The 15,325-nt window shown below is 69.7% G+C and carries 15 protein-coding genes; 3 read left to right on the forward strand and 12 right to left on the reverse strand.

The window, feature by feature from the left end; genetic code table 11:
• The first annotated feature begins 169 nt into the window (after positions 1-169).
• The 3 genes from E4T13_RS04655 to E4T13_RS04665 are packed head-to-tail and all read left to right on the forward strand — an operon-like array spanning position 170 to position 3,339.
• Positions 170-1,186: a tripartite tricarboxylate transporter substrate binding protein gene (locus E4T13_RS04655; protein ID WP_137177042.1), complete on the forward strand. Its 1,017-nt coding sequence runs from the start codon at positions 170-172 to the stop codon at positions 1,184-1,186.
• Positions 1,186-1,797: a tripartite tricarboxylate transporter TctB family protein gene (locus E4T13_RS04660; protein WP_137177043.1), complete on the forward strand. Its 612-nt coding sequence runs from the start codon at positions 1,186-1,188 to the stop codon at positions 1,795-1,797. The genes E4T13_RS04655 and E4T13_RS04660 overlap by 1 nt, the downstream gene beginning before the upstream one ends.
• 39 nt (positions 1,798-1,836) lie before the next feature.
• Entirely contained in the window at positions 1,837-3,339 is a 1,503-nt protein-coding gene (locus E4T13_RS04665; protein WP_137177044.1) for a tripartite tricarboxylate transporter permease, read from the forward strand.
• A gap of 7 nt (positions 3,340-3,346) precedes the next feature.
• Here E4T13_RS04665 and E4T13_RS04670 read toward each other — a convergent pair whose 3' ends face one another.
• The 12 genes from E4T13_RS04670 to E4T13_RS04725 all read right to left on the reverse strand — a co-directional run bounded on the left by E4T13_RS04670 (position 3,347) and on the right by E4T13_RS04725 (position 15,294).
• Positions 3,347-4,567, reverse strand: a complete 1,221-nt coding sequence (locus tag E4T13_RS04670) for an EAL domain-containing protein (protein ID WP_137177045.1) — start codon at positions 4,565-4,567, stop codon at positions 3,347-3,349.
• Positions 4,568-4,641: 74 nt separating this feature from the next.
• Positions 4,642-5,625: an aldo/keto reductase gene (locus E4T13_RS04675; protein ID WP_137177046.1), complete on the reverse strand. Its 984-nt coding sequence runs from the start codon at positions 5,623-5,625 to the stop codon at positions 4,642-4,644.
• Positions 5,622-6,302 (reverse strand): substrate-binding domain-containing protein, encoded by a 681-nt coding sequence (locus E4T13_RS04680; protein WP_137177047.1) that lies wholly within the window; start codon positions 6,300-6,302, stop codon positions 5,622-5,624. Before E4T13_RS04680 ends, E4T13_RS04675 begins: the two co-directional genes overlap by 4 nt.
• Positions 6,299-7,573, reverse strand: a complete 1,275-nt coding sequence (locus E4T13_RS04685; protein ID WP_206030068.1) for an LVIVD repeat-containing protein — start codon at positions 7,571-7,573, stop codon at positions 6,299-6,301. Before E4T13_RS04685 ends, E4T13_RS04680 begins: the two co-directional genes overlap by 4 nt.
• A gap of 13 nt (positions 7,574-7,586) precedes the next feature.
• Positions 7,587-9,092, reverse strand: coding sequence for a tripartite tricarboxylate transporter permease (locus E4T13_RS04690; protein WP_137177049.1), 1,506 nt, complete (start codon positions 9,090-9,092; stop codon positions 7,587-7,589).
• Positions 9,092-9,604, reverse strand: a complete 513-nt coding sequence (locus tag E4T13_RS04695; RefSeq protein ID WP_137177050.1) for a tripartite tricarboxylate transporter TctB family protein — start codon at positions 9,602-9,604, stop codon at positions 9,092-9,094. Before E4T13_RS04695 ends, E4T13_RS04690 begins: the two co-directional genes overlap by 1 nt.
• Positions 9,605-9,634: 30 nt before the next feature.
• Complete coding sequence (locus E4T13_RS04700; protein WP_137177051.1) at positions 9,635-10,651, reverse strand: tripartite tricarboxylate transporter substrate-binding protein; 1,017 nt, start codon at positions 10,649-10,651, stop codon at positions 9,635-9,637.
• A gap of 46 nt (positions 10,652-10,697) precedes the next feature.
• On the reverse strand, positions 10,698-11,624 hold the full coding sequence (locus tag E4T13_RS04705) for an alpha/beta hydrolase (protein WP_137177052.1): 927 nt from the start codon (positions 11,622-11,624) through the stop codon (positions 10,698-10,700).
• A 152-nt stretch (positions 11,625-11,776) separates the two neighbouring features.
• Positions 11,777-12,646 (reverse strand): amidohydrolase, encoded by an 870-nt coding sequence (locus E4T13_RS04710; protein WP_137177053.1) that lies wholly within the window; start codon positions 12,644-12,646, stop codon positions 11,777-11,779.
• Between the two features lie 10 nt (positions 12,647-12,656).
• Positions 12,657-13,622 carry a tripartite tricarboxylate transporter substrate-binding protein gene (locus E4T13_RS04715; RefSeq protein WP_137177054.1) on the reverse strand — a complete coding sequence of 322 codons (966 nt, stop codon included), beginning with the start codon at positions 13,620-13,622 and terminating at the stop codon, positions 12,657-12,659.
• Positions 13,623-13,625: 3 nt separating this feature from the next.
• Positions 13,626-14,561 carry a substrate-binding domain-containing protein gene (locus E4T13_RS04720; RefSeq protein WP_137177055.1) on the reverse strand — a complete coding sequence of 312 codons (936 nt, stop codon included), beginning with the start codon at positions 14,559-14,561 and terminating at the stop codon, positions 13,626-13,628.
• Position 14,562: 1 nt separating this feature from the next.
• The gene (locus tag E4T13_RS04725; protein ID WP_137177056.1) at positions 14,563-15,294 is read right to left on the reverse strand and encodes an HpcH/HpaI aldolase/citrate lyase family protein; all 732 of its coding nucleotides are present in this window, start codon (positions 15,292-15,294) and stop codon (positions 14,563-14,565) included.
• Positions 15,295-15,325: the final 31 nt, after the last annotated feature.

The following is a 15,325-nucleotide window of genomic DNA, read 5'->3' on the forward strand; positions in this document are numbered from 1 at the left end:
CCCGAACAGGCAGCGGCTTCGGCGCTGCCGCAAGCCACCCCCGGACCTTTACACGATTTTCTTTGCTTTACAGTAGTTTCCGCCCCATCCGTCGCGGCGTGCCGCGGTCGTAAGGCCGTGGAGATCGGGAATCGTTGCGCCGCGCGCGCCGGATGATGGGAGTCGAAGGATGACGAATCTGCTGTCGCGCCGGAGTCTGACGCTGGGCCTTGGCGGCACGCTGACGCTCGCTTCCATCGGCGGGCGCAGCGCCGCCGCCGCAGGGTGGGAGCCGACGCGGCCGGTGCAGATCATCGTGCCGGCCGGCACGGGCGGCGGCGCCGACCAGATGGCCCGCGCCATCCAGGGCATCGTCTCCAAGCACAACCTGATGCGCCAGCCCATCGTGGTGGTGAACAAGGCCGGCGGCGCGGGCGCCGAGGGCTTCCTGGAAGCCAAGGGCGCGCGGCGCAACCCGCATCTGCTCATCATCACCCTGTCGAACCTGTTCACCACGCCGATGGCCACCGGCGTGCCCTTCAGCTGGCGGGACCTCACGCCGATCCGGATGATGGCGCTCGACGAGTTCGTGCTCTGGGTGAACGCGGAGTCGCCCTGGAAGACGGTGGCCGACTACGTGACGGCGGCGAAGGCCAGCCGGCTGCGCATGGGCGGCACCGGATCGAAGCAGGAAGACCAGATCATCACCGCCGCCATCACCCGCGCCACCGGCGCGCCCTTCAACTACGTGCCGTTCCGCGGCGGCGGCGAGGTGGCGGTGCAGCTTGTCGGCAAGCACATCGACAGCACCGTGAACAACCCGATCGAGGCGGTGACGCATTGGCGCGCCGGCGCGCTGCGTCCGCTCTGCGTCTTCGACAGCCAGCGCCTGTCCGGCACCGAGAAGATGACCGAGACGATGGCGTGGAGCGACATTCCCACGGCGAAGGAATCCGGCCTCGATGTCGAGTATCTGATGCTGCGCGGCATCATGGGCGCGCCGGGGCTGACGCCGCAGCAGGTGGCCTTCCACGCCGACCTCCTCGCCAAGGTGCGGGAGACGCCGGAATGGCGCGAGCTGATGAGCCAGGGCGCGTTCAACACCACCACAATGACCGGCGACGCCTTCGCTGCCTGGCTGGAGCGTGAGGAGCAGCGCCATCGGGCGTTGATGCAGGAAGCCGGATTCCTCGCGGGCCAGAGCTGATGCCGCTGGTGACCGGCGAGGAACCACGGCATCCGCCGCGCGCGCCGGACGGCGCCGCATCCGGTGCGATCGCACTGGAGATGCACCTGCCGCAGGTCGCGGCGCCCCGCGGCGTCGGCGTGCGGACGGTGGAAGTGGCCACGTCGCTCGGCTTCATGGCGGCCGGCGCGGCGGCCATCGCAGACAGCCTGCGGCTTGGCGCCGGCTGGGGGGCAGACGGGCCGCAGAGCGGCTACTTCCCGTTCTGGATCGGCCTGCTGCTGGTGCTGGCCGCGGCGGCGAACCTGACCGGCATCGCGATTGCGGCGCGGCCGCGCGGCGGAGAGTTGCGAGGCCGCGCCGCGCCGCTGTTCCTGAGCTGGGACCAGGCGCGCACCGTGGCGACCGTGTTCGTGCCGACCGTCGCCTATGTCGCGGCAATTCCGTTCATCGGCCTCTATGTCGCCTCGGCCCTGCTCGTCGCCTGGTTCATGCGGCGTCTCGGCGGCTTCGGCCTGCCGGCGGCGCTTGGCGCGGGCGTGACGACGGCCGTCGTCACCTTCGTCGTGTTCGAGATCTGGTTCCTGGTCGCGCTGCCGAAGGGACCGCTTGAGGAGTTCCTCGGCTACTGAGCCGGGGCTCCCGCCACCCTTCAAGCGCCGGAGCGGATGATGGACGAGATCGGCCTGCTGATGCAGGGCTTCGCCGTGGCCCTGCAGCCCGACAACCTGGTGCTCATGCTGGTGGGCGTCGTGCTCGGCGTGCTGATCGGCGTGCTGCCGGGCCTCGGCGGCGCCAACGGCATCGCCATCCTGCTGCCGCTGACCTTCGCGATGCCGCCGGTCTCCGCGGTGATCATGCTGTCCTGCATCTACTGGGGCGCGCTGTTCGGCGGGGCCATCACCTCCATCCTGTTCAACATCCCCGGCGAGCCCTGGTCCGTCGCCACCACCTTCGACGGCTACCCGATGGCGCAGCAGGGCCGCGCCGGAGAGGCGCTGACAGCGGCCTTCACCTCCTCCTTCGTCGGCGCGTTCATCGCGGTGGTGATGATCACCTTCGTGGCGCCGGTAGTCGCGGGCTTCGCGCTGCGCTTCGGGCCGCCGGAATTCTTCGCGGTGATGTTCCTCTCCTTCGCCGCCTTCATCGGCATGGGGCGCGGCTCCGCGCTCAAGACCGTGATGGCGATGATGCTGGGATTCCTGCTGGCGGCGGTCGGCATGGATGCGATGACCGGGCAGCTTCGCCTGACCTTCGGCAGCACGGAGATGATCCGCGGCTTCGACTTCCTCGTTGCGGTCATCGGCCTGTTCGGCATCAGCGAGATCCTGATGTCCATCGAGGACGGGCTGCGCTTCCGCGGCCAGAAGGCGCGCATCGACCTGAAGGTGGTGTTGCGCACCTGGGCGGAGCTGCCGCGCCACTGGCTGATCGCGATGCGCTCCGCGCTGATCGGCTGCTGGATGGGGATCACGCCGGCCGGTGCGACCCCCGCTTCCTTCATGTCCTATGGCGTGGCGCGGCGGATGTCGAAGCACCGGGCCGAGTTCGGCAAGGGCCGGATCGAGGGTGTGATCGCGCCGGAGACGGCGGCGCATGCCGCCGGCACCTCCGCGCTGCTGCCGATGCTGACGCTCGGCGTGCCGGGCTCGCCCACGGCGGCGGTGCTGCTGGGCGGGCTCATCATGTGGGGGCTGCAGCCGGGACCGATGCTGTTCGTGGAGCAGAAGGAGTTCGTCTGGGGCCTGATCGCCAGCATGTATCTCGGCAACGTCGCCGGCCTGCTCATCGTGCTGGTGGCGGTGCCGTGGTTCGCCGCGATCCTGCGCGTGCCCTTCTCGGTCATCGCCGCGCTGATCCTGGTGGTCTGCGCCATCGGCGCCTACACCGTGAACAATGCCGAGTTCGACATCGTGCTGATGCTGGCCTTCGGCGTGATCGGCTACGTGCTGAAGAAGCTGGACTATCCGCTGGCGCCGCTGGTGCTGGCGCTGGTGCTGGGCGACCGCACGGAGGAAGCCTTCCGCCAATCCCTGCTGCTGAGCGAGGGCGACCTGACGGTGTTCTTCCACAACTGGCTGTCGGGCTCGATCATGGCGGCGGGCATCGTGCTGGCCGCCTGGCCGCTGCTCTCCGCGCTGCGGCTGCGCTGGGCGCGGCCGGCGCCGGCCTGAGGCGCGGTCAGGCCGCCGCGGCCAGCGGCGTGCCAATCAGAGCGGCCAGCGGGGCGGGGCGGCCGAGCAGGTAGCCCTGCCCGCGGCCCACGCCGAGCGCGCGCAAGGTGGCGAGTTCCGCCTCGGTCTCGATCCCCTCGGCGATCAGGATCGCACCCGTCTCGCGCGCGTAGTAGGTCATGGCGCTGGCCAGCGCGCGACGCGCGGGGTCGGCGTCCAGGCTGCGGGTCAGGCTCATGTCCATCTTGATGATGTCGGGCTGCAGCTGGATCAGGTGCTGCAGGCCGGAATAGCCGGCGCCCGCATCGTCCGCCGCGATCTTCAGCCCGCGGCGCTTCAGCGGCGCCAGCATGCGCTGCAACTCCGCATAGTCCGGCACCATCGCATGCTCGGTCAGTTCCAGCACGGTGCGCGGCAGATGGCGCGACACCAGCGCTTCCTCCAGCCGCCCGCTCAGGATCGTGGCCGGCGATGCGTTGATCGAGAGCGTCACCGGATCCGGCAGGCTGTCCAGCCCGGCGAGCGCGGTCTCCATCACCATCAGCTCCAGGTCCACCGCCAGCCCCGCTTCGGCCGCGTCCTGGAACCACTTGTCCGGCGATCGGTACGGCTGGGGGTTGAAGCGGCAGAGCGCCTCGCAGGAAACGAGCACCAGCCTCGCCAGGTCCATGATGGGCTGGAACACGACGGAGAAGTTGCTGCCCTGCATCACCGCATCCAGCGCGGCACGGCGGGCATGACCCTGGCGATGGGCCTCGAGCTCGGCATTGACCTGCTTCGCGGCGAGGCCGGCGAAGACGCGCATCGTCTCCAGGTCGCGGTGATTGAGCGAGGGGTTCGGGCGCGGGCTGAGGCAGCAGAACATGCCGAAGGCAGACCCATCCGGCAGCCGGATCGGCAGGGAGGCATGCGCGCCGATCGGCACGTTGCGGGTGATGGGCAGCGCCATCGCCACCGGCTCGCTCGCCGTGTCCGGGATCAGTTCCGGAAGGCGGCCTTCCAGGATGTGGGTGCAGTAGACATCGGCCAGCGGCAGGCTGTCGCCGGGCTTGATCATGTGCTCCAGGCCCGGCGCATCCACGTAGCGGAAAACCGAGCGGTCGCCGACGAATTCCGAGAGGTAGGCCACCTCCATGCCGAGATGATTCCGGATCGCGATGAGCGCGTCCTGGATCAGGTGCCGGCCCTCGGAGGCGAGGGCAGGCCAGGCGCTTGCGATCGAAGACATGCATTCTCCTCGGCGGCGTTCCCGGGGAGTGATGCAGGAGCAACGACTAACGGCCCGCTAACCGGACCGCCATCTCAGATGAACACGCCCTTCATGCCGCCGGCCGGATAGCGCGTGCCGGCAGCGGCGCCGGCGGGGATGGTGGCGGAGATCCGCGCGGCCTCCTCCGCCGTCAGCGCCACCTCCTGGGCCCCGAGATTCTCGTCGAAGCGCGCCGCGCTGCGCGTGCCGGGGATGGGGAAGACGTCGTCGCCCTGGGCCAGCAGCCAGGCCAGGCAGAGCTGCGCCGGCGTGCAGCCCTTCTCCCGCGCGAAATCCGCCACGCGCATCGCCAGCGCGTGGTTGTGCGCGAAATTCTCCGGCAGGAAGCGCGGATGCTGCGCGCGACGGCCGCCGACATCCTCCAGCGTGTTGATGGTGCCGGAGAGGAAGCCGCGGCCGAGCGGCGCATAGGCGACGAAGGCGATGCCGAGCTCCAGCGTCACCTCCCGCGTCGCCTCCGCTTCCGTGCGGTAGAGCAGCGAGTATTCGGTCTGCACGGCGCTGATGGGGTGCACGGCATGCGCGCGGCGGATGCGCTCCGGCGCGGCTTCCGAAAGCCCGAGCCAGCGCACCTTGCCCTGCTCGACCAGCCGCTTCATCGCGCCGACGGTCTCCTCGACCGGCACGTTGGGGTCCACGCGATGCTGGTAGTAGAGGTCTATATGGTCCACGCCGAGCCGCTTCAGCGAGGCATCGCAGGCGGCGATCACGTAGGCGGCGCTGCCGTCCACGCCGTTGCCGCCGCCCTCGCGCCGGATCTGGCCGAACTTGGACGCGAGAAACACCTGGTCGCGCCGGCCCTTGATCGCGCGGCCGATCACCTCCTCGTTGTGGCCCCAGCCATACATGTCGGAGCTGTCGAGGTGGTTCGCGCCCTGGTCCAGCACGTGATGGATCAGCTTTTCCGAGGCCGTGTCGTCGGCATCGCCGTACACGCCGGAGAGCGACATGCAGCCGAGACCGATGCGCGAGACGAGCGGGCCGTTGGCGCCGAGGGCGCGGCGTTGGGCGGTCATGGCGTGGCCTCCTGCCTGAAACCGATGGCGTCCAGCGCGGCGCGCATCGCGGGCGAGCGCAGCATGGCGAGGATGGCATCCGCCTGCGCGCCTTCGGCGACGGGCGCCGCTGCGTAGCCGGTGGCGAGGTCGTAGGGCGGCGGCAATTCGCCGAGCAGCGAGACGCCGGGCCGGTTGACGATCTCGGTCACCTGGCTGACGGCAAGCTCGACCTCACCGCGGCCGCAAGCGGCGACGGCCTCCACGCCGAAGCGCACGAGCTTCGCCTTGGCGCGCATGGCATCCGCAATGCCAAGCTTCTCGATCACCGCCTCGAAGTGCTTCCCCGCTGTGGCGCCGCTGCTGCCTTCCGCCCAGCCGATGCTGTCCGCGGCGAGCAGCGCGGCGCGGAATTCATCCGGCGTGCCGATGGGCCGGCGCGGCGCGCCCTCGCGCAGCGCCAGGCCGGTGCCGGCGAGGCCGAGCTTCAGGATCGCCTCGCGGCGGATCGCCCCGCGCGCGGCAAGCCGTTCCAGCGCATCCTCGCTCACCACGATCACGGCGGGGCGCTCGCCCTCCAGCACGCGGTCGCGCAGCGCGCCGACGGTGCCCCAGGCGATCTCGGGATGACCCGGCCAGTCCAGCCGCTCCACCGCGGTCTTGATGGCGCCGCAGAAGAAGGCGGACGGCGTGCTCATGTGCGCTCGAGGATCTCGAGGCCGCGGTTGCGGTCGAGGATGTAGACCAGGCCGCGCGCGTCGGTGTCCACGTCATTGGCCTGCGGGCTGGTCTGGCCGGGGGGCGGCTCGGCCAGCCAATGCGCGACCTCCTTCGGCGCGGTGGGATCGGCGATGTCCACAACGCGCAGCCCGCCGCCGAACCAGGTGGTGTAGAGGCAGGTGTCCTCCATGTGCTCCTGGAACTGGTGCGCGCCGAAGCGGCCGCCGGCCTTGACGTAGGGATTGTCCAGTTCGGTCAGGTGCCACATGGACAGCGGCTGGATCTTCGCGGGATCCGTCACGTCGAAGGTCCAGAGGCCGCCATGGAGCTGGCCCGCGACATGCTCGTGCTCCTCGTCCACCGCGACCGCGATGTCGCGGCCGTCGATCTGGAAGGGTACGCGCATGAAGGTGTGCGTCGGCTCCGGGAAGGGCGGGTGGTAGCGGTATTCGCCGACCACCCTGGGCCGCGTGATGTCGCTGACGTCGAGGATGCGGCAGCCGGCATACCACACGGCGGCAAAGAGCTGGTCGCCATGGCGCAGCGTGTGGTGCAGGCGGTGCTGCTGGCCCGGCCAGGTCGGCACCTCGCCGGCGGCGATATGCTGGCCCGGCATATGCCAGCGCGAGACCTCCCGCGGCTTCGCGGGATCCGCCATGTCGTAGATCACGAGTATGTTGCCGACATAGCCTTCCATCTCCGTCGAGATGTAGGCGTAGCGGGCATCGAGGTCGAAGCGGTGCACGCCGATGCCACCGGTCAGGTGATGCGTCAGCAGCTTCGGGTTGGCGCGGTCGCGGATGTCCCAAACGCGGAAGCCGCCCTCGGCATATGGCGCTGCGGTGAGCGAGGCGCGGGCGCGCGGCAGGAAGTCCGGCTTCACCTTGATGGCGGCGGCGAGCTCCGCATCGGTGATGGGGCGGCCGTGCTGCGCGAGATGCGCGGCCTCGATCTCCGGGATGCGCTTCGCGCGGCGCAGCGCGTGCCGCTCGTCCTGCTCGACATTCGTCACCATGATGTCGCCGGCGACGCGCACCTTGTGGGTGTGCGATCCCACCGAAGGCGGGTCGAGCGTGGACACCACGCGCGGCTTGCGCGGGTCCGACACATCCACGATGGAGGTGCCGTGCGGCGGCTTCATGTGGCCGACATAGGCGAAACTGCCATCCACATAGACCTGCCCGCCGCCGGGCATGTCCAGCCAGGCGATGCGCTTCAGGCCCTTGGCGGAGACGGCGCCGTCGCTCATTCCCATGCTTCCTTCAGGCCACGGCGCGACGCGCAAGGCGGCGTTCGCGCCAGATCGGCACCACGACCGAGATCACCAACAGCACCCACAGAACATTGGCGATCGGCGAGGAGAACAGCACCATGATGTCTCCCTGCCCGATGCGCAGGCTGCGCAGCAGGTAGCGTTCGAAAATCGGCCCCAGAAGCACGCCGATCAGGATCGAGGTCACATGGTAGTTGGTCTTGACGGCGATGTAGCCGATCACGCCGAAGCCCAGCGCCAGCGCCATGTCGAAGATGTATTCGCGGTCGGCGAAGGCGCCGATCACGGTCAGGCCCAGGATCAGCGGGACGATCACCTGCACCGGCACCGCCACCACCTTCGACGCATAGCGCGCCATCGGCAGGATCAGCGGGATCATCATGATGTAGGCGACCGTCATCATGACGAACACGCCGTAGGCGATGTTCGGGCTGTCCTGGAACAGCCTTGGGCCGAGCGTGATGCCCTGATACTGCAGCACGATCATCATCACGGCCGCGGTGGATCCGCCGGGTATGCCGATGGCCATGGTCGGGACCAGCGTGCCGGAGGTGACGCCGTTGTTCGCACTTTCGGGCGCCAGCACGCCGGGCGGAAAGCCCGTGCCGTACTTCTCCGGCGTCTTGGAATAGAGCCGCGACTGCTGATACGCGACGAAGGAGGCGATATAGGCGCCGGCGCCCGGGATCACGCCGATGGCGAGCCCGAGGAAGGCGGTCCAGACGATCTGCCACCAGTAGCGGACGCACATGCGCAGGCCATCCAGCGTATCCGCCCACTGCGGCCGCTGCGCCTTGGTCGGCACGCTCGCCGTGCCGAACTTCTCTTCCAGCATCACCAGGCATTCGCTGACGGCGAACAGGCCGATCAGAACCGGCACCAGCGGCAGGCCGTCGTAGAGCTCCAGGAAACCGAAGGTGGCGCGCGGCGTGGAATAGACCTGGTCCGTGCCGATGGCGCCGAGCATCAGGCCGAAGGCGCCGCCGATGAGCCCCTTCAGCATGTCCTTCGCCGCCAGCACCGCAATCAGCGTCAGGCCGAACAGGATGATCACCACCATCTCGACCGAGCGAAGGATCAGGCCGAGCTGCGCCAGGTAGGGAAGGATAGCGAGTACCGCGAAGGAGGTGATCAGCCCGCCCGCCACCGAGGCGACGAAGGAGAGCACCAGCGCCTGCTGCGCCTGGCCGTTCTTCGTCATCTGGTAGCCGTCGAGACAGGTGGCCGCCGCTCCGGCACTGCCGGGGATGTTCACCAGGATGGCGGGGATGCCGCCCGAGAGATGGTTGGCGCAGTAGAGCGAGATCATGAAGGCGAGCGCCGCCTCCACATCCATCGCGAGCGTCACCGGCAGCAGGATGATGAGCGTGTTCTGCGGCGAGAAGCCCGGCAGCACGCCAACGGCGAGACCGAGCGCGATGCCCGGGATGATCGCCCACCACAGCGAGAAGGAGCGGCCGAAGAGATCGGCCAGCGTCGCGAGGTCGAGTTCCATCAATCCACCGGGCCGAGGCCGAACAGCGCGGCCATCGCATGCTCGAAGGGGCCCAGCGGAAAGCGCGTGCCCAGGATGACGATCAGCGTCGCCCAGACCACCAGGGGCGTGACGACGGAAACGCCGATCAGCGTGGGCCAATTCCGCTCGCCCAGCAGCCACATCGACGCGAACAGCATCACGGCAAGCGCGATGCTGGTGCCGACGAGCGGCAGAGCGACAAGGAAGCCAACCATCACGGCCATCAGCGCGATGCGCATGCGATTGGTCGGCGCATCGCCGCCGAGCGTGACGCCGAGCCTCGCCTGGCCGCGGCGCACGCGCCAGGCGAGGCGGAAAACGAGCAACGCCACCAGCACCAGGAGGATGGCGCCGATGACGATGCCGTTCGCCTTCGCCTCCCAGGCCAGCTCCTGCACCGTCCAGAAGTAGTAGGCGGTGAAGCCGACCGCGAGCACCGGGATGATCAGTTCCTGGCCAACCGGCGGAGGGTCGCTGCCTTGCCGCTGCATCCGCTCGCTCCCCCTCCGCCGCCGCTGCGGCTAACGCTGCGCCGAAAGCTGCGGGCGGTAGCGATTGGCCAGCTCGATCATCGCCATCGCGTATTCCGTACAGAGCGCGCGATCGCCGAACTTGACGGTCTCCATGGGCTGGCCAGCCCGTTCCAGTGCGGCCTTGAAGGCGGCGTCGTCGAACACCTTCGCGGCCGTCTCCTCCAGCAGCTTGAAGCGGTCCGGGTAGCGCTCGATCGCCTTGGTGTGGATCGCCCAGGACCGCGAGGAGTAGAGATCGGGAATGCGCGTGCCGAACACCGCGTTGACCGTCGGCGCATTCTCCGTCAGGCGCGCGACCACATTCTCCCGCGCGAAGACCGAGAGCACCTTCAGCCGCCCCGCCTGCGCCGTGAGGCCGGAGACCGGAAGCGCGCCGACATCGGCCTCCCCGCTCATCACCGCGACCATGGTCGGGCTGCCGCCGCCATAGGGGATCAGGTTGAACCGCGCGCCCTGCGCCTCACCGAGGGCGAGCATGCCGATCGAAGCCGGATGCGGGATGCGGCTGACCGCGACGTTCAGCGGGCGCTTCTTCGCCTCCGCCACCACGTCCTCGACACGGCGCAGCGGCGAGTCGGGTTTCACGAAGATCGCGGAATCGTCGATATCGATGCGGCAGAAATAGGACAGGTCCTCGGGGAACTTGAAGCGCGGCCGCTGCAGCGCGTACATGATCATCTCCGGCCCCATGTTGCCGAAGAGCAGGTTGTAGGCATCGGGATCGCGGCGGTTCACGAACAGCTCGTAGCCGACCTGCCCGGCGGCGCCGGGATAGAACTCGTATTCGAACTGGCGCCCGCCGAGCAGCTTGGACCAGCCATCGTCGAAGCTGCGCGCCAGGCGATCCGCGCCGCCGCCCTGGCCGGTGGGGATAACCACGCGGAAGTTGCGCGTCGGGAAGCCGGCCTGTGCCGCGGCGCCGCGTGGCAACGCGCCGGCAAGTGCCGCGCCCGCGGCCGCGGCGCCGAAGGCCCGGCGGCCGATCATGCGGTTGGTGAAGCCCATTGTCGTTCTCTCCTCCCGTCTGGGCCGGCTTCCGCGCCGGCGGCGTTCAGTGGCCTTCCGGTGCGCCCCGGTACACCGGCTCCGGCTGCGCGAAGAAGGATGCCAGGATGTGCTTCACCAGCGCATGGTTCTTCTGCTGGAAGCTGGCATGCGAGATGCCCGGCATCACCGCGAACTGCTTGTCCGCATTGGGCAGGCGCTTGAAGAACTCGATCAGGTCGTCGAAGCCGGCGATGCCGTCGTACTCGCCGCGCATCACGATCGTCGGCACCGTGATCTTCTCCGGGTCCACCACGGGCAGGTGCAGGCACATGTCCACGTAGGTGCCGATCGGCACGCTGTCGTCCAGCGCAAGGATCGCGTCGCCGAAGGCCTCCACCAGCGTCTCGTCGCCGGTACCGGGATGGTCGCGGGTGAAGATGGAGCGGACAAAGGCGCGGTCGATCGGGCGGCGTTTCCCGCCGGCCTGGTATTCCGGCAGCTTCTTCTTCCGCTGTTCGAGCGTCGGGCTGCCCTCCCCGGTCCAGACGAACGCATCCAGCGCCAGGCGTTTCACGCGTTCCGGCCGGCGCTGCGCGAACAGCGCGGCCTTCAGCGCGCCGGAGGAGATGCCGTAGACCAGCAGCTTCTCCTCCCCGCGCTGCGCCGCGATGTATTCCGCCGCGCGCTCGATGTCGTCGGCGCCGGTGGCGATGTCGCAGATGATGTCGCGATGCTTGGAGGACCGGCCGTAGCCTTCATTGTCCAGGCACCAGGTGTCGTAGCCGGCGCGGGCGAAGAGGTCCATCACCGAGGTGTCGTCGCGCCCCGGCACCTGCAGGTCGAAGGTCGGCTGCGACGCCATGGAGGAGCCGTGGATGAACAGGATGATGCCGCGCCTCGAGCCCGGTGCGACCGACGGCTTCTCCCACAGGAAGAGGCGGACATCGCCCTTGTCCGTCCAGTGCTCGACGCCCTTCACAGGCTCCGCCATCCGGCCCGTTCCCCGCTGCGGCGCTCGGCAGGCGGACAGCCGGGACTGAGGCCCGAACAATCCTGGAGATTTCCCGCCGTAGCCTGATTGATTGGTGTTGCTTCATCTATTCGGGGCTGGCCGCAGCCGCGTCAAGAGCGCGGCCGCGTCCGTCAGAAGCCGAACAGCGTCGCCGGATTGTCCACCAGGATCTTCCGTCGCGTCGCCTCGTCCGGCGCCCAATCCGCGAGCAGGTTGAAGAGCTGCACCGATCCCACCTGGTCGGCGAACGACAGATGCGGGTAGTCGCTGCCCCAGATGATGCGTTCCGGCGCCGCGGCGATCACCGCGCGGGCCATCGGCAGCGCATCGGCGAAGGCGGGCGGCGTCGCCATGCGGTAGGTGCCGGTGAACTTTACGTATCCCTGCACCGCGCCGCCGCGGACGATCTCCAGCAGCCTCACGAAGCCGGGCTGCGCCGGGCCCTCCTTCGCCAGGAACATGCCCATATGTGCGACGCTGAACGGGCAGCGCAGGCTGGCCAGGGTCGGCAGCAGCTCCTCCGTCAGCCAGCCCGGGCCGAGGAAATCGAGATGCCAGCCGAGTTCGACGCAGCGCGATTCGAGCTGGCGGATGCGCGGCAGCATCGTCGCGGCGAAGCCCGGCACATGCGGCTTCACGGGCGAGTAGTTGATGCGCACGCCGCGCACCCCGATGGCGTGCAGCTCCGCCAGCATCGCATCGGGCGCGTCCTCATCGATGTCCACGATGCCGCGGCAGCGCGCCTTGCCCACCTGCTTCATTGCATCCAGCATGCAGGCATTGTCGCGGCCATAGGCGCTCGGCTGGACGAAGACGAAGCGCTCGATGCCGAGATGCCGGGCGAGCTTCATGTAGTCCGGCAGGTCCGCCACCGGCGGCGCGTAGCGCAGCGGTTCGGTCGAGGCGTAGGGGTATCGCTCCGCCGGGCCGAACACATGGAAATGCGCGTCGCAGGCGAGCGGCGGCGGGCGGAAGGCGGGAGGCGCTTCGTCCCCGTGCAAGGTCGCTCTCCTATTCCACGCGGACGCCGGCGCGGGTGATCACCTCTTTCCACAGCGCGACGTCACGCGTGAGGAAGGCCGTCATCGCCTCGGGCGTGGAGGTGACGGGCACGGCAGCCGAACGGGCGAAGGCCTCGCGCAGCGCAGGCTTCTCGCAGGCCGCGACCACTTCCCGGTTCAGCCGCGCGACGACCGGCGCCGGCGTGGCGGAGGGCACCGCGATGCCCCACCAATAGGACATGGTGTAGCCGGGCTGGCCGGCCTGGGCGAAGGTCGGCACGTCCGGCAGCGTCGCGTTGCGCGCATCGCCGCTGACCGCGATGCCCAGCAGCGCGCCGCTGCGCACATGCGCGACGCCGGAGGCGAGGCTGGCGATGGCCATGTCCACGCGCCCCGAGATCACTTCCTGGATCGCCGCGGCGACGCCGCGGAAGGGCACATGCAGCGCGCGGATGCCCGCGACGTTCAGCAGCAGCTCCATGGCCAGATGCGCCGACGAGCCCTGCCCGCCGGAGCCGAAGCTGATCTCGCCCGGCTTCTGCTTGGCCAGCGCGACAAGCTCCGCCAGCGTCTTCGGCCCGAGACCGGGTCGGACCAGCAGGATGGAGGGCGAGGTGGCGATCTGGCTGACCTGCTGCAGGTCCTTCAGCGGATCGAAGGGCAGGTTCGGGTAGAGCCCGGGCGAGATGGCCAGCGAATTGTCCGTCAGCAGCATCGTGTAGCCATCCGGGGCGCTGCGCACCACGGCGGTGGCGCCAAGCGTGCCGCCCGCGCCGCCGCGGTTCTCCACGATCACCTGCTGGCCGAGCGGGCCGGACATCTCGTTGGCGACGAGGCGCGCGGAGATGTCAGTGAAGGAGCCCGGGGCGAAGGGCACCACGATGCGCAGCGACCGATCCGGCCAGCCGGATTGCGCCAGCGCGGGCCGTGCGAGCGGGGCGAGCGCAAGCGCGCCGAGCAGGGTGCGACGGTTCATGGATCAGGTTCCTCCCTTCATTGGTGACTTGCGTCCGACAGCCGCGCGCCAGCGCGCCAGCAGCGCGGCACGGCCGGCAGGATCCAGCAGGCGCACGAAGCCCTCGTCGAGCGGGATCGAGGAGACGGGATCGGCGGCCGGAGCCAGGATCGGATAGAGCCCCGCCGCGCCCAGTGCCGCCTGCCCTTCCGGCGAGACGAGATGCGCCAGGAACGCCGCGGCCGCTTCCGGATTGGCCGCGCGGCGCGGGATGAAGGCCAGGCGCGCCACCGCCGGCGGCGGCGCGGCGGAGGGCGCGATGGAAAGATCCGGATGTGCCGCCGCCGCGCGCGCGGCATAGGCGCCGAGCATGTGCAGCCCGAGCCCCGCCCCCTGCTCCATCGCCGCCGCAAGCTGGCCGATCGAACCCACCGGGCGCGGCGCGCTCATGGCAAGGGCGTCCAGCATCGCGTCGAACTCCGGCGCCTCCAGGCTCCAGCGCAGCATGGCGAGGAAGCCGAGGCCATTCGCCTCGATGTCGGGCACGACAACCTGGCCGCGGAAGCGCAAGGGCTGCGCGCGCAGCAGCGTCGCGAGTTCCGCGGGCGTGCCGGCCGGGGCCGGCGGGCCGCGCAGCAGGGTCACGATGGGCTCCGCGGTGGTCGAGAGCGCGAGGTCGCGATAGGCCGCCCAGGGTGGCAGCCGATGCGCCAGGCCGTGCGGCTGGGCGTGGCCCTGCAGCACCAGGCCCATCTGCAGGTCCATGGCACTGCTCCAGATCAGGTCGGCGGTGGCGCCGCCCGAGGCGAGCTCGGACAGGAAACGCTGGTGCAGCGCGGTGCTGATGCCGAAGACGAAATCCAGCTCGACCGCCGGATGGCGCGCCGCGAAGGTGGCCAGCAGCGGCTCGCAGTACCGGCGCTCGGCGGCCGAGAGCAGCGTGAGCCGGCCGCGCACCATCTCAGCCGCCGATGAGCTTCCGCAGGGTGGTCACGTCGGCGCGCGCCGCGCCCATCATGTAGCCGACATCGTTGCCGGCGATCAGGAAGCGCGCGCCGAGGCCGATCAGGTCGCGCTGCAACTCCGCATCCCCGCGGATGCCGCCCACGCCCAGCACCTTGCCGTGCTTCGCGCAGCCCGCCGCCACGCGCTGGTAGGCGGCGCGAAGATCGGGGTGCCGCAGCTGGCCGGGGATGCCCATTTCCGTGCAGAGGTCATTCGAGCCGATCAGCAGCACGTCGACACCGGGCACGGCCGCGATCGCGTCCGCATTCGCGACCCCCTCGGGCGTCTCGATCATGCAGACCAGCGTGGTGTTGGCGTTCAGCGCGGCATTGATCTGCCCGAGCGGCAGCGCGCGATACTGCACGCCCGGCCCCGCCCCCATGACCGACCGCTTGCCGAGCGGGGGGAAGAGCGCGGCGCGGACCAGCGCCTCGGCCTCCGCCGCGGTGTTCACATGCGGCACGATCAGGCCCTGCGCGCCGCCATCGAGGATGCGGCCGATCCAGTCGGCGCCATGGCCGGGCGGCCGGACCAGCGGCGCGATGCCGAGCCCCGCCGACGCCACGCAGATCGCGGAGACCGTCTCCAGCGAGAGCGGGCTGTGCTCCATGTCCAGATACAGCGCGTCGAAGCCGCAGGCGGCGGCGATCTGGGCGATGTCCGGGGTGCGGGTCTGGCGGACGCCCATGCACAGGACGGTTCCCCCTTCGGCAAGCCTT

It is taken from the genome of Roseomonas sp. AR75, assembly GCF_005222815.1.
In the GTDB taxonomy this organism is placed as follows: Bacteria; Pseudomonadota; Alphaproteobacteria; order Acetobacterales; family Acetobacteraceae; genus Falsiroseomonas.

Excerpts from the sequence above, each read along its gene's own strand:
- E4T13_RS04655 (WP_137177042.1), top strand. The coding sequence starts at position 170 with ATGACGAATCTGCTGTCGCGCCGGAGTCTGACGCTGGGCCTTGGCGGC.
- E4T13_RS04660 (WP_137177043.1), top strand. The coding sequence starts at position 1,186 with ATGCCGCTGGTGACCGGCGAGGAACCACGGCATCCGCCGCGCGCGCCG.
- E4T13_RS04665 (WP_137177044.1), top strand. The coding sequence starts at position 1,837 with ATGGACGAGATCGGCCTGCTGATGCAGGGCTTCGCCGTGGCCCTGCAG.
- E4T13_RS04670 (WP_137177045.1), bottom strand. The coding sequence starts at position 4,567 with ATGTCTTCGATCGCAAGCGCCTGGCCTGCCCTCGCCTCCGAGGGCCGG.
- E4T13_RS04675 (WP_137177046.1), bottom strand. The coding sequence starts at position 5,625 with ATGACCGCCCAACGCCGCGCCCTCGGCGCCAACGGCCCGCTCGTCTCG.
- E4T13_RS04680 (WP_137177047.1), bottom strand. The coding sequence starts at position 6,302 with ATGAGCACGCCGTCCGCCTTCTTCTGCGGCGCCATCAAGACCGCGGTG.
- E4T13_RS04685 (WP_206030068.1), bottom strand. The coding sequence starts at position 7,573 with ATGAGCGACGGCGCCGTCTCCGCCAAGGGCCTGAAGCGCATCGCCTGG.
- E4T13_RS04690 (WP_137177049.1), bottom strand. The coding sequence starts at position 9,092 with ATGGAACTCGACCTCGCGACGCTGGCCGATCTCTTCGGCCGCTCCTTC.
- E4T13_RS04695 (WP_137177050.1), bottom strand. The coding sequence starts at position 9,604 with ATGCAGCGGCAAGGCAGCGACCCTCCGCCGGTTGGCCAGGAACTGATC.
- E4T13_RS04700 (WP_137177051.1), bottom strand. The coding sequence starts at position 10,651 with ATGGGCTTCACCAACCGCATGATCGGCCGCCGGGCCTTCGGCGCCGCG.
- E4T13_RS04705 (WP_137177052.1), bottom strand. The coding sequence starts at position 11,624 with ATGGCGGAGCCTGTGAAGGGCGTCGAGCACTGGACGGACAAGGGCGAT.
- E4T13_RS04715 (WP_137177054.1), bottom strand. The coding sequence starts at position 13,622 with ATGAACCGTCGCACCCTGCTCGGCGCGCTTGCGCTCGCCCCGCTCGCA.
- E4T13_RS04720 (WP_137177055.1), bottom strand. The coding sequence starts at position 14,561 with ATGGTGCGCGGCCGGCTCACGCTGCTCTCGGCCGCCGAGCGCCGGTAC.
- E4T13_RS04725 (WP_137177056.1), bottom strand. The coding sequence starts at position 15,294 with ATGGGCGTCCGCCAGACCCGCACCCCGGACATCGCCCAGATCGCCGCC.